Source organism: Acinetobacter sp. ANC 3882, from assembly GCF_022549545.1.
Lineage (GTDB): Bacteria > Pseudomonadota > Gammaproteobacteria > Pseudomonadales > Moraxellaceae > Acinetobacter.
Genome location: NZ_JAKZGB010000009.1, coordinates 53,810 through 66,628, shown reverse-complemented (window position 1 = coordinate 66,628; position 12,819 = coordinate 53,810). Strand labels below are relative to the sequence as shown.

Sequence of the window (12,819 nt, the reverse complement as noted above, 5' to 3'; positions counted from 1 at the left end):
AATCAATCCAGACTGAGGGAACACAGATGTTGAATTATAAAGAGACGGTTCAGGCTTTCGATCTGGAAAGCACTGCAAAACAAATGCTATCCGGTTCAATGGATGCACTGAATGCCTGTTATGAATGTTGTGATCGCCATGCGCAAGGCGACAAAATTGCCTTGTATTGGCAAGGCAAAGATGGTCGTAAGGCGCAATATACTTTTCGCCAGTTGCAGCAATGGTCGAGTCAATTTGCCAACTTTTTAAAGTCGCAAGGTGTGAAAGCAGGCGACCGTATTTCAGGTCTATTGCCGAGAACGCCTGAGCTGCTGGTGACAATTTTCGCGGCTTGGCGTATTGGCGCTGTCTATCAGCCTTTATTTACCGCATTTGGTCCCAAGGCAATTGAGCATCGTCTGCAATTGGCACAAAGTAAGCTGGTGGTGACCGATGTGGCGAACCGCAGCAAACTCGATGAGATTGAACACTGCCCCGCAATTGTCACGGTTGCTGATCCACAAGGCATCTCGCTTAAGTCAGGTGACTTTAATTTTTGGGATGAGGTGAAACAGCAGTCTGACCAATGTGAATTGGTGATGCGAAACATCCAAGATCCTTTTTTACTGATGTTTACTTCTGGCACTACAGGACCTGCCAAACCCTTGGAAGTGCCGCTAAAAGCCTTGCTGGCTTTTGGTCGTTATATGCAAGATGCCATTGGTTTGAGAGAAGAAGATTCATTCTGGAATATTGCCGATCCCGGTTGGGCGTATGGCTTGTACTATGCCATTACTGGGCCATTATTCTTAGGTCATGCCACCTTATTCTATGAAGGGGGCTTTAGTACCGATAGCCTGTGTCAGATCGTAAAGGATTATCAGATTACCAATCTGGCGGGGGCACCAACGGCATATCGAATGATGATGGCCGCTGATCCTACGCAAATGACGCCGTTAAAAGGCCAGTTCCGTGTGGTCAGCAGTGCGGGCGAACCACTGAATCCAGAAGTGATTCGCTGGTTTAAGCAAGTTTTGGATGCCCCGATTTATGATCATTATGGACAGACTGAAGTTGGCATGGTGGTGTGTAATCATCATGGTTTAAGTCATGACATCCGTGTAGGTTCAGCCGGTTTTGCGAGTGCAGGTTATCGTGTTGCGGTGGTCAATGAACAAGGCGAGGAGCTTCCAGCAGATACCCCCGGAATTTTAGCCGTGGATATTCATCAATCACCGATGATGTGGTTTGGTGGCTATAAAGAAAGCCGTAAATCCCCTTTTGTCGGGCACTATTATTTGACAGGTGATACTGCCGAGTTACATGCCGATGGCAGCATGAGTTTTGTCGGGCGCAGTGATGACGTGATCACCACATCGGGTTATCGGATTGGACCTTTCGATGTGGAAAGTGCGTTGCTTGAACATGATGCTGTGGTAGAGGCAGCCGTGGTGGGTGTGCCTGATCCAGACCGTACTGAAGTGGTGAAGGCTTTCGTGATTTTGGCTGCGGGTATTCAACCTTTGGAACAGTTGGCGGAAGAGTTGAGCCAATTTGTGAAAAAACGCTTATCTGCCCATGCTTACCCACGGCTAGTCGAGTTCGTGACTGAACTCCCAAAAACACCAAGTGGCAAGATTCAGCGCTTTTTATTACGTAATCAGGAAATTGCGAAACAGCAAGCAAAGGCAGGGTAAGGAACACAAGATGCAATTGACCGAAGAACAAGTCTTAATTCGTGATATGGCGAAAAGTTTCGCCCAAGAACAGATTAAACCCAATGCCAGTGATTGGGATCGACATGGCACATTTCCAAAAGCAGCATTGGCACAAATGGGGCAGCTCGGTTTTATGGGCATGCTGATCCCAGAGCAATGGGGCGGTTCCGACACGGGTAATTTGGCCTATGTATTGGCGCTTGAAGAAGTCGCTGCGGCAGATGGTGCGACCTCAACCATTATGAGTGTACATAACTCGGTGGGCTGTGTACCGATTTTAAAATTTGGTACCGATGAACAGAAAGAGCATTTTTTAAAACCGTTGGCACAGGGTGAAATGATCGGTGCTTTTGCCTTGACTGAACCACATACAGGTTCAGATGCGGCAGCCATTAAAACCCGCGCGGTGAAAGATGGCGATGACTACATTCTCAATGGTGCCAAGCAATTTATTACCTCAGGTGATAATGCGGGCGTGATTATCGTATTTGCCGTGACTGATCCAAGTGCGGGTAAAAAGGGCATTAGTGCCTTCCTCGTGCCACGTGAGACACCGGGTTATGACGTGATTCGGGTCGAAGAAAAACTCGGTTTGCATGCTTCGGATACCTGCCAGATTGCCCTGACGGATGTTCGTCTGCATAAAAGTTTGATGCTGGGTAAAGAGGGTGAAGGTTTAAAAATTGCGCTTGCCAATTTGGAAGGAGGGCGTATCGGTATTGCGGCACAGGCAGTGGGTCTGGCGCGTGCTGCACTGGAAGAAGCTACGCGCTATGCCAAAGAGCGGCTGACCTTTGGTAAACCAATCTTTGAGCATCAGGCGCTGGCTTTTCGTCTTGCCAGTATGGCAACCGAGATCGAAGCGGCTCGACAACTGGTTCACTATGCTGCACGTCTTAAAGAAGCAGGCCAACCCTGTCTCAATGAAGCTTCAATGGCCAAGCTATTTGCCTCGGAAATGACAGAACGTGTCTGTTCAAGCGCCTTACAGGTATTTGGGGGCTATGGCTATCTGAAAGATTTCCCGATTGAACGGATCTATCGCGATGCGCGTATTTGTCAGATTTATGAAGGTACTAGCGATATTCAGCGTTTAGTGATCGCACGTAGTCTATAAAAGCAAAGCAAGGAATTTGATGATGCAGTGGAACAGTATTTTATTAGAAAAGCGTAATGGCGTTGGATTGATTACCCTCAATCGTCCGCAAGCCTTGAATGCGCTGAATAGTGAATTGATTAGTGAAGTGAATCAGGCGTTGGATGCGTTAGAGAAAGATCGCGAGATTGGCTGTATGGTGTTGGCAGGCTCGGAAAAAGCCTTTGCTGCAGGTGCAGACATCAAGGAAATGGTTGATCTCCATTTTCCTGATATTTACTTTGATGATTTTTTTCATCTTGCTGACCAGATTGCGCAACGTCGGAAACCGTTGATTGCTGCCGTCAGTGGCTATGCGCTTGGTGGTGGCTGTGAATTGGCCTTGATGTGTGACTTTATCTACTGTGCAGACAATGCCAAGTTTGGTTTACCTGAAGTGACTTTAGGTGTGATTCCAGGCATTGGTGGCACGCAGCGTTTAACTCACGCAATTGGCAAAGCCAAAGCCATGGAAATGTGTCTCACTGCACGGCACATGGGTGCAGTAGAGGCAGAACAAAGTGGTTTGGTAGCGCGTGTGTTTGGCAAAGAAGAATTACTGGAACAGACCCTACAAGCTGCAGAAAAAATTGCAGCGCGATCTTTAACTGCCAATATGATGCTAAAAGAAACCATCAATCGTGCCTTTGAAGTCAATCTTACAGAGGGGTTGCGTTTTGAGCGCCGTATGTTCCATTCGATTTTTGCGACATCGGATCAAAAAGAAGGTATGCAGGCCTTTGTTGAAAAACGTCAGGCCAAATTTAATCATCGATAAGAGACCAATAAAATGAATATCGAAAATCAGTTAATGATTGAGCAGAGAGGTGCATTGGGGCTGATCAGCTTGGATCGAGTGAAGCATTTAAATGCACTGTCTCTCGATATGATTGAGGGCATTTGTAGTCAATTGGAACTGTGGCGTTATGATGCTGCCATTCAAGCGGTCTTAATCAAATCGAACAGTCCCAAAGCCTTTTGTGCAGGTGGAGATATTCGCTATCTCTATGACAGTTATAAAAATGATACTGCTGATTATAAAGGTTATTTTAGTGCCGAATATAAAATGCTAAACCTACTGCGCGAATATGAAAAGCCTGTCGTTGTGATGCTGGATGGCTATGTGCTGGGTGGTGGTTTTGGCTTGGCACAGGCCTGTCACATTGTGGTGAGTAGCGAAAAGTCCAGATTTGCCATGCCTGAAACTGCGATTGGCTTTTTCCCAGATGTCGGTGCGACTCATTTCCTGTCTCGACTCGATGATATCGGGGTTTATCTGGCAATCACTGGCGAGCAGATCAGCAGTAGTGATGCACTGTATTTAGATTTAATCGACTATCACGTACCAAGTGACAAGCTGCAAGCCCTGCAAGACGTTTTGACTAATGAACCTCACCTGAATAAACAGAATATTGAACATATTGTCAGCTGTTTTATTACCCGTCCTGCTGAAAGTGAACTTCAGCAATTGGCCGAAGGCATTCGTAAACATTTTGGTTTTCAGCATTTGGATGAAATTGAGCAGAGTCTTGAACATGAACAAGATGATCAGTTCAAAGCATGGGCGGACAAGATGCTTGGCATTTTGCAGCAACGTTCGTTTATTGCCAAACAAACCAGCTTGAAACTCCAGCATTTAGGTCGTGGTCTTTCCTTGCCGCAATGTATGCAACTGGAGCGTGACTTGCAAGATATCTGGTTTGAACATGGTGACTTTATTGAAGGTGTACGCGCCTTAATTGTTGATAAAGACAAACAACCCCAATGGCAGCAACGGAATGTTGAACTCGAGCAAATTCTAGAAAAACTCAGTTAAATCAAAACATCTATCACCATGAATTAAAGGAGTATCAGATAGTCAGAAATGCTGATGGTCAGGATTGATGATCAGCCAAAAATATAAAACAAGAAAATCCAAGAAAGGAACAGAATGATGCAAACAATACATGGAAACGGTTCATCTCCTAAAAAGTCATCCCATCGATTGGCAGGTATCTCCAGTATGGTGGGGACCACCATTGAGTGGTATGACTTTTTTATCTACGGTGCAGCAGCAGCTTTAATTTTCAATAAATTATTTTTTCCTAATTTAGATCCACTGACCGGTGTGCTTGCTGCATTTGCCACCTATGCGGTGGGATTTATTGGGCGACCACTTGGTGGACTGGTATTCGGACATTTTGGTGACAAGATTGGCCGAAAATCGATGTTATTGCTGACCCTGATGTTGATGGGGATTCCAACAGTCCTGATCGGCCTGTTGCCTACCTATGAATCGATTGGTTACTGGGCAGCAATTGGTTTGGTGATCCTACGATTTATTCAAGGGATGGCAATGGGTGGTGAGTGGGGTGGTGCAGTGCTGATGGCGGTAGAACATGCGCCAGAAGGTAAAAAAGGATTTTGGGGCAGTCTGCCTCAAGCCAGTACGGGCGGCGGTTTGATGCTGGCCTCAATCGCACTCGGACTGGTCTCTTTATTGCCAGAACAGGCTTTATTTAGTTGGGGTTGGCGGATTCCCTTTTTAGCGAGCATCATTTTACTGGCAGTCGGTTGGTACATTCGGGTGAAAGTCCCAGAGTCGCCAGACTTTGAAAAAGTGAAACAACAAGCTGAAGAAGTTAAAGTTCCAGCCTTACAAGTATTCAAGCAGCATCCTAAGCAGCTCATCTCCATTATTGTCGCGCGTGCGGCAGAGAATGCATGGTTTTATATTGCCTCGACTTTTACCTTGGCCTATACCACTACACAATTGGGCATTGCCAGACAAGAGATTCTATTTGCCACGATTTGCGGGGCAGCTGTGATTTTATTTATGACCCCGTTATGTGGACATTTGTCCGATAAAGTCGGGCAGCGCAATATGTTTATGTTTGGCTTATGTGTGCTGGCACTGTATAGCTATCCTTTCTTTAGCATGCTGAATACTAAAGATCCAGTTTTGGTCTGGACTGCAATTGTGTTGGCGATTGGCGTGGTTTTCCCGATTATGTATGCACCACAGGCTCAATTGTTTGCACGCCAGTTCCCAGCAGAAATTCGCTATAGCGGTATTTCTATTTCGGTGCAGTTGGCTGGGGTATTGGGTGGAGGTATCGCACCGTTGATCGCGACAAAATTACTCAGTGTCGGGGGAGGCAATCCGTATTTGATTATGCTGTACATTGGTTCAATGGCTATAGTTGCGATTATTGCAACCACATTTATGCCACGAGATCAAAGACAACGATCGGATGAAGCTTATGCCAAGAAGCAGAGGATAAATTTGAAAACAAAGCTGACAGATTAGTTTTCAGTTCAAGCCATGTAATGCACGGTGAGAAAAGATGTTTCTGAGCGATTGGAAACATCTTTTTTATTTTTAAAGATATGATGATGAATGTTAAGAAAACGAAGTATAGGGGATGCTTCCATAAATATTGAGTTGTTATGTTCCACGTGGAGCATAATGATTTGCAAAGAAAAAAGCCCTAATCTTTCGACTAGGGCTTTTTTGAATCTGGAGCGGGAAAGGAGACTCGAACTCCCGACCCCAACCTTGGCAAGGTTATGCTCTACCAACTGAGCTATTCCCGCTAATTGAGCAGTTTTTACTAAAACTTACACTAAAAAATTTGAGCGGGAAAGGAGACTCGAACTCCCGACCCCAACCTTGGCAAGGTTATGCTCTACCAACTGAGCTATTCCCGCATGCCGTGTATAATACATTATGCAAAAATAGGGTCAATAATTTTATGCAAAGAAATTGATTATTTGCATAAAATTAAAGCACTTCAGGCTAAAAAAGCATGGGGAAGCAAATTTTTGTACAAAAGTTTCCCTCAGATTCCGCTCATGTATACTAATGAGCTATCTCAATCTGACCTTACAGAGTGACTGATGAACTTAGAACAACAGTTGATTGAACGTTTAAACACGCTAGCACCTACCCATCTTGAAGTGATCAATGAGTCGGCAGGGCATGGTGGATATTTTCCAGGTAAAGAGTCACATTTTAAAGTCATCGTGGTAAGTGATGAATTTCAAGGACTGCGTTTAGTACAACGTCATCAAAAAATTTATGCTGTTGCAGCAGAGCTGATGAGCCCTGGTCGCATCCATGCGCTTGCGATTCATGCCTATGTACCGAGTGAATGGCAAGGTGAAGCACCTGCGAGCCCTGAATGTGCACATGCGCCAAAAAGCTAAGGATCAATGATGGACTTACATTTACTCACTAAAATTGTGCATATGTCAGCAGTGAGCTTACTGATTATTGCTTTTGTATTACGTGGTTCAACGCTATTCGTGGGTGTACACGATCAGCAACCGAATCCAAAAGCACGTAAAGGCCTTGTTGGTTTACAACATCTATCTTTGACCTTAATTATTGTGACAGGTGCTGTTTTACTCAGTATGAACAACTTTGATGTGCAGCCTTGGTTTTATGCCAAAGTGATTCTGTTCTTTGTGTTGTGGTCTTCTTTGATCAAAACCTATAAAAAGGACAGCAGCATTTTATTGGAACAACGCCGTGCAGGGTTACTCATCGGTACAGTGGCTATGGTGGGGATTCTCGGCTTAGTGATGATTAAGCCAGTTTTTGCCTGATTGTTTGACACATTGTTTGAGTATTTGTTTTGGCACTAGGTTAAACTGCGTGCAGTTTACAAAAATATTATAGAGGGAAATCATGTTAACGCGTGTGGTGTTTAACCAAAAAGGTGGTGTGGGGAAATCAAGTATTACTGTCAATCTCGCTGCGATTAGCGCGAAACAGGGATTCAGAACCTTGGTGATTGATCTTGATCCACAAGCGAATTCAAGCCAATACCTTTTGGGTGAAGATGCAACCTATTCTGCTGACAAGGCAGCATTAGAGCCAAACATTGAAAATTTCTTTGATGATATTTTAGGGACTACGCAGCAAAAGGGTCTGATCGGAAATGCCATTGGTTCAATCCTGAAAGCACCACGTGGCAAAGGGTTGGACAGTTATGTGCACCGTTCTTCTTTTGACAATCTTGATGTGATTCCTGCAAGTCCAAGCCTTGGTGCATTGGAGCATGCACTGGAAAGTAAACACAAAATTTATAAATTGCGTGATTCGATTCAATCTCTCACTGCACGTTATGACCGTATTTTTATTGATACGCCACCAGCGTTTAACTTCTTTACTTTATCTGCATTAATTTCAGCAGATCGGGTACTGATTCCATTCGATTGTGATGTTTTTTCAAAACGTGCGTTACAAACTTTGATTGAAAATGTGCTCGAAACCCAAGATGATCATAATGATCGCTTGGAGATTGAGGGAATTGTGGTCAATCAGTTCCAATCTCAAGCAAAATTACCTCGTGAAGTGGTTCAACAGTTAAAAGATGAAGGCCTGCCTGTGCTCGATAGCATGTTGCCCCCATCGATCTTGATGAAAGAATCACATCAAAAGAATTTACCCTTGATTCATTTGGCATCTGACCACAAATTGACCGTCGCTTATGTGACCCTGTTCAATGAGATTGAATCAAAGAAATAAGAGAATCTTATGAAACGCTTATATTGGATGCCTGTTTTGGCAGCGAGCATGTTATTGGGTGCATGTGCATCAACGGTTAAGCCTACCTATGTGTCGCCTACACAATATCAAGCACTCGGCTGCCAGCAGTTGCAAGCAGAGTACAACCGTATTCAGCAATACGTCGAAAATGGTGTACAAACGCCAAAACGTACTGGTGTCGGGGTTGGTCTTGGCCTTGGTGGTGGCTGGGGTAGAGGCGGTTGGGGCTTTGGTCCATCGATCTCGGTCAATATGGGACAGTCGATGAATACCAAAAATACTGAACTAGCCAATGTACTCGGGCAACAAGACGCCATTGTACAAGCCGCAAAATTCAAAGGTTGCCCAATCATCGTGAAGCAACGTCCAAAATCATAAATCTTGAAAACTGATCGTCATGCTTCGCGATTACGGTCAGCAACTAAATTATAGCAAAATGTTTCAAAATATAATGATAAAAATTAAATACTTGAAATATAAACACCCCATAACTCATTGATTTTTCTCGCTCACCCACACTGTTAAAATTTGTGTTTTTGCCCTAAATTCGTTTAAGGTGGCGCCCATGTATAGTCGTTCGGTATGTGTATGATTGAGAGTTGGTTTTTTGTTTTGGCAATGTTGGCAGTATTACTGATCCCTGGTCCGACCAATGCTTTGCTTGCCAGTGCAACACATCAACACGGTGTCGCTAAAACCATGACATTTATCCCGATTGAATGGTTGGGATACCTGTATGGTGTGAGTTTATGGGCATTATTCATTCATTTGTTTGACCCGATTTGGCCTGCAATTGGCGGGATTCTACATACGCTGAGCTTGCTCTATGTACTTTGGATGGCTTTTCACCTCTGGAAAGGTTCGCATCTGCAAAAACTAGATCAACATCACCAGCATATCCGTAAAAGACAATTATTTATCTCGACCTTAAAAAATCCTAAAACCGTATTATTGGCTTCAGGAATTTTCCCGAGCGAAACATGGAATTCGATTGAGCAGGCTACGCTGGTTTTTGCGGTATTCAGTTTAATTCTGATACCTGTAAGTATCTTCTGGATGCTATTTGGACGTGCGTTACTGGCGGGAAGTCTGGTTGGAATCAAAGCCGACCACTTATATAAAGGATCGGCAATGTTATTGCTGCTTTGTATGTTGCCAATGATCTTTCGGTTGTTTTAACAGACCTAGAGTTATTGTGCTTTACGAGCATTCATCTTTTGACGAATAAAGCCAATTACACCCGGTAAGACACTGATAATAATGATACCGAAAATTAAATGGGTGAAGTTATCTTTTACGATCGGCATATTGCCGAATAAATAACCCAGCGTAATGAAAGATGCAATCCAGAAAAATGCACCAACCACGTTATAAGTGAGGAAGAATTTATAATTCATGCTCCCTGCACCTGCAACGAATGGAGCAAACGTACGGGCAAAAGGAACGAAGCGGGCAAAAATGATGGTCTTACCGCCATGACGTTCAAAGAACTGCTGGGTTTTAATCAAATGCTGTTTATTGATAAAACGAGAATTGGTTTCAAAAACACGTGGACCAATATAACGACCAATATGGTAGTTCAAAGTGTCACCGAGTACTGCTGCAATAAACAGCAAGACACCCAATACCCATGGATCCATTGCACCTGTTGAAGCTGCCAATGCACCTGCAGCAAATAACAAGCTATCGCCTGGTAAAAATGGCATCACCACTAAACCAGTTTCAACAAAAATGATTAAGAATAAAATGGCATAGATCCATACGCCATAATTGGTAATAAACTCTAAAAGGTGTTCGTCAACGTGCAGAATAAAATCAATGAGTTCCATGAAGATGTTAACACTATAAATGTGAGCTAAATCCTAGCAGTGCATCTGTAGAATGTCAGTATAAAAAGCAAATTAATTGGTAACTTTCAGAGATGGGAAATTAAAAACAAAGAGTTAGGGTGAAATGGGTTTTATTGTTTCAAATAAGGAACGATGTGTTAACTAAACTAGTGTTTATTGCAAAACTAAAGATACATAAACTTGCTAACAAGTTAAAAAACAAACAGTGTGGAATCAACCATGTTTAATCCGAATGTTGTTGTAAAAAATATCGTAACCCAATCTGGCGTGGCAAATGTTGTAATTTTAGTTGCGCGTTTATTAATGGCCTATATCTTTCTTGTTGCTGGTTGGGGCAAGATCGTAGGTTATGCGGGTACCGCAGGCTATATGGAATCAATGGGTGTTCCTGGTGCGCTATTGCCATTGGTGATTCTGATGGAATTTGGTGGTGGTTTGGCGCTATTGTTTGGTTTCCAAACACGTTTTGCTTCTTTGGGTTTAGGGCTTTTTAGTATTATTACAGCCTTTATCTTCCATGCTGGTGCAGAAGATGCCATTAACTTTATGAAGAACTTTGCCATGGCAGGTGGTTTCTTCGCCTTGATGCTCTATGGTGCAGGCCGTTTTAGTCTTGACCATTTGATTGAAAAATAACCATTGTAATGAAAAACCCCGCTTTAATCGGCGGGGTTAAGCGCATGTATCTATTACATAAATTACGCTTGATTACAAACTTAAGCCGACATCATCGGCTATTTCTGTTTAGATTATCAGGTGTTAGAACAAAATAGGACATGAAATGAAAAGAACGATTGCAACTTTTGGGATGGTGGTTTTAACGGGATTGTCTACGGTGACATGGGCAGGTAAAGATGACCATGTGATTGTGCAAGAGGCCGCAAAGAATGTGGTGACAGTCAGTCAGGTTGCCAAACTGAAAGATGAAACAGGCGTGACGCTGACAGGTCAAATCACCAAGCATTTGCAAAGTGATCATTATGAGTTTAAAGACCAGAGTGGCACCATTGGTGTTGAAATTGATGATGATATTTGGCGCCAAGCAGGAATTAAAGTGGGCGATCACGTGCGTTTAGTCGGTGAAGTCGATACGCATCGTTATAAACCGACGGATATTGAAGTGATTAAAATCGAAAAGCATGCGCATAAATAATGCTATTAAAAAAGGAAGCCGAGGCTTCCTTTTTTATCGTTGAAATGATCAAAGCATAAAATGAATTTGCATTTCCCCGACCAGAAAACCGAGCACAGCACCGACAATAATCAATGACCACTCATCTTCTTTAAACGCAGGGCGTAGCATGCCTTCAAACTCTTCAGGGCTCAGTTTCTGCATGCGTTCAACCAATGTATTACGTACATTCATCGCATCTTCAGCATAAGATTCAACATAACGCATGGTATCTGGAAGTTGTTTTAAAATGCGTTCTGCCACTTCTGTCTTCAGATTTTGATATTTTTCACCACCAATGGCATAGACCACCAACGGACGGACAATACCCGCTTGTAAATCAATTTCTTGCTTGACTTGGCGACTCACTAACTCGATGACTTTATCGGAATGTGTGCCTGAGAAAAGCTCTTCCATCATGTTACGTGAGGTGAGTAGTTGCTTTGAAATCAGGGCCGCATAATCAGCCGCGACTTCATTTTGGCGTTTAATGAATAAACCTTGCCAGGTATAACCCATGATCTTTTTTGGGTATAACGGTCGGAACATCATCTGCAAGGCCATCCAGTCACTAAAGAAGCCGACAAAGCCGCCAAACATTGGCAACATCCAAGGGTATTTACCTTGGGTGACGATCCAGCACAACATTTGTACGACACCGATAGCAAAACCAAAAACAAAGCCGACATTACTAAAGAATTTGAATTCCTGTTTGCCGACTTTCTTAAAAATTTCGTTGAGGAGGCGTTTATCTTTGAGTAGATTGTTGACCACCATATGTTTGATATCGAAGTACTTGGTCACATCCTTTTGTACTTCGCTCATGATGTGTTCAACGATTTCAGGCGCTTTGGCTTGAACCCGCTTAATCAGTTTTTGTCGTGCAAACTCGGGCATGCCTTCCCATAAGCCCGGCTGGTATTGCTGCGCAACTTCTCGGGTAATGTCTTCAGCTGCCGCCATCAAAGGTTTTTCAATTTCTTGGGCAATACGTTTAGGGTCAAGTCGGGCAAAAATTTCTTCCGGTTTGATGAGCTTGGAGGTCATCAATTCCACCGCAGTGGTGGCCATTTTCTCTGCTTTGCGAGGAACAATCCCTTGCCATCCGAGTGGAAGACCAAATAATCGCAATCCTTTAAATTCAAGTGGTGAAAACATCATTTGAATTGCAATGACTTTGGTCACATAACCAATAAAGCCACTGATAAATGGGATTGAGATGTATAACCAGAAATTCTGTTGAAAATCCGCAATCATTTCTTGAAACATTATTTTATTGGTCCTTCAAGTCCTAATTGTTGCTCGTGGTCGGGCAAGCGCTAGATGATAGTTAAATATTTTAAGATATTGGTGATGTACCCATACCTTTAGGTTTTTTAGTTACCTTTTTATTTTTCCTTTGATCAAGGACATCGCAATCGCATAAAAAG

General features: G+C 43.3%; 14 protein-coding genes and 2 tRNA genes. 12 read left to right on the top strand and 4 right to left on the bottom strand.

The window, feature by feature from the left end; all coding sequences use genetic code 11:
- The first annotated feature begins 26 nt into the window (after nucleotides 1–26).
- The 5 genes from MMO42_RS15085 to MMO42_RS15065 all read left to right on the top strand — a co-directional run bounded on the left by MMO42_RS15085 (nucleotide 27) and on the right by MMO42_RS15065 (nucleotide 6,121).
- Nucleotides 27–1,676 carry an AMP-binding protein gene (locus MMO42_RS15085; RefSeq protein WP_241321137.1) on the top strand — a complete coding sequence of 550 codons (1,650 nt, stop codon included), beginning with the start codon at nucleotides 27–29 and terminating at the stop codon, nucleotides 1,674–1,676.
- A 10-nt stretch (nucleotides 1,677–1,686) separates the two neighbouring features.
- A complete protein-coding gene (locus MMO42_RS15080) occupies nucleotides 1,687–2,814 on the top strand; it encodes an acyl-CoA dehydrogenase family protein (protein WP_241321136.1) in 1,128 nt (375 codons plus the stop codon).
- Nucleotides 2,815–2,836: 22 nt separating this feature from the next.
- Nucleotides 2,837–3,610: an enoyl-CoA hydratase gene (locus MMO42_RS15075; protein ID WP_241321212.1), complete on the top strand. Its 774-nt coding sequence runs from the start codon at nucleotides 2,837–2,839 to the stop codon at nucleotides 3,608–3,610.
- A 12-nt stretch (nucleotides 3,611–3,622) separates the two neighbouring features.
- Nucleotides 3,623–4,648 carry an enoyl-CoA hydratase/isomerase family protein gene (locus tag MMO42_RS15070; RefSeq protein ID WP_241321135.1) on the top strand — a complete coding sequence of 342 codons (1,026 nt, stop codon included), beginning with the start codon at nucleotides 3,623–3,625 and terminating at the stop codon, nucleotides 4,646–4,648.
- Between the two features lie 117 nt (nucleotides 4,649–4,765).
- Entirely contained in the window at nucleotides 4,766–6,121 is a 1,356-nt protein-coding gene (locus tag MMO42_RS15065; RefSeq protein ID WP_241321211.1) for an MFS transporter, read from the top strand.
- Between the two features lie 211 nt (nucleotides 6,122–6,332).
- Here MMO42_RS15065 and MMO42_RS15060 read toward each other — a convergent pair.
- Both MMO42_RS15060 and MMO42_RS15055 read right to left on the bottom strand, forming a co-directional pair.
- Nucleotides 6,333–6,408 (bottom strand) — tRNA-Gly (locus MMO42_RS15060).
- A gap of 41 nt (nucleotides 6,409–6,449) precedes the next feature.
- Nucleotides 6,450–6,522, bottom strand: a tRNA-Gly gene (locus MMO42_RS15055).
- Between the two features lie 189 nt (nucleotides 6,523–6,711).
- Here MMO42_RS15055 and MMO42_RS15050 point away from each other — a divergent pair.
- From MMO42_RS15050 to MMO42_RS15030, 5 genes are all read left to right on the top strand, one after another.
- A complete protein-coding gene (locus tag MMO42_RS15050; RefSeq protein ID WP_005154402.1) occupies nucleotides 6,712–7,020 on the top strand; it encodes a BolA family protein in 309 nt (102 codons plus the stop codon).
- Nucleotides 7,021–7,029: 9 nt separating this feature from the next.
- Complete coding sequence (locus tag MMO42_RS15045; RefSeq protein WP_241321210.1) at nucleotides 7,030–7,422, top strand: SirB2 family protein; 393 nt, start codon at nucleotides 7,030–7,032, stop codon at nucleotides 7,420–7,422.
- An 82-nt stretch (nucleotides 7,423–7,504) separates the two neighbouring features.
- The gene (locus MMO42_RS15040; protein WP_241321134.1) at nucleotides 7,505–8,347 is read left to right on the top strand and encodes a ParA family protein; all 843 of its coding nucleotides are present in this window, start codon (nucleotides 7,505–7,507) and stop codon (nucleotides 8,345–8,347) included.
- 9 nt (nucleotides 8,348–8,356) lie between these two features.
- Nucleotides 8,357–8,746, top strand: a complete 390-nt coding sequence (locus MMO42_RS15035; protein WP_005154404.1) for a hypothetical protein — start codon at nucleotides 8,357–8,359, stop codon at nucleotides 8,744–8,746.
- Nucleotides 8,747–8,956: 210 nt separating this feature from the next.
- Nucleotides 8,957–9,547 (top strand): LysE family transporter, encoded by a 591-nt coding sequence (locus MMO42_RS15030; protein ID WP_241321133.1) that lies wholly within the window; start codon nucleotides 8,957–8,959, stop codon nucleotides 9,545–9,547.
- An 11-nt stretch (nucleotides 9,548–9,558) separates the two neighbouring features.
- Here MMO42_RS15030 and MMO42_RS15025 read toward each other — a convergent pair whose 3' ends face one another.
- Complete coding sequence (locus MMO42_RS15025) at nucleotides 9,559–10,197, bottom strand: DedA family protein (RefSeq protein WP_241321132.1); 639 nt, start codon at nucleotides 10,195–10,197, stop codon at nucleotides 9,559–9,561.
- A 240-nt stretch (nucleotides 10,198–10,437) separates the two neighbouring features.
- On the opposite strand from MMO42_RS15025, the gene MMO42_RS15020 reads away from it, so the two are divergent.
- Nucleotides 10,438–10,854: a DoxX family protein gene (locus MMO42_RS15020; protein WP_241321131.1), complete on the top strand. Its 417-nt coding sequence runs from the start codon at nucleotides 10,438–10,440 to the stop codon at nucleotides 10,852–10,854.
- A 145-nt stretch (nucleotides 10,855–10,999) separates the two neighbouring features.
- Nucleotides 11,000–11,371: a NirD/YgiW/YdeI family stress tolerance protein gene (locus MMO42_RS15015; RefSeq protein ID WP_005290979.1), complete on the top strand. Its 372-nt coding sequence runs from the start codon at nucleotides 11,000–11,002 to the stop codon at nucleotides 11,369–11,371.
- A 48-nt stretch (nucleotides 11,372–11,419) separates the two neighbouring features.
- Here the strand turns inward: MMO42_RS15015 and MMO42_RS15010 are convergent, their stop codons facing one another.
- Entirely contained in the window at nucleotides 11,420–12,646 is a 1,227-nt protein-coding gene (locus MMO42_RS15010; protein ID WP_241321209.1) for a DUF445 family protein, read from the bottom strand.
- Nucleotides 12,647–12,819: the final 173 nt, after the last annotated feature.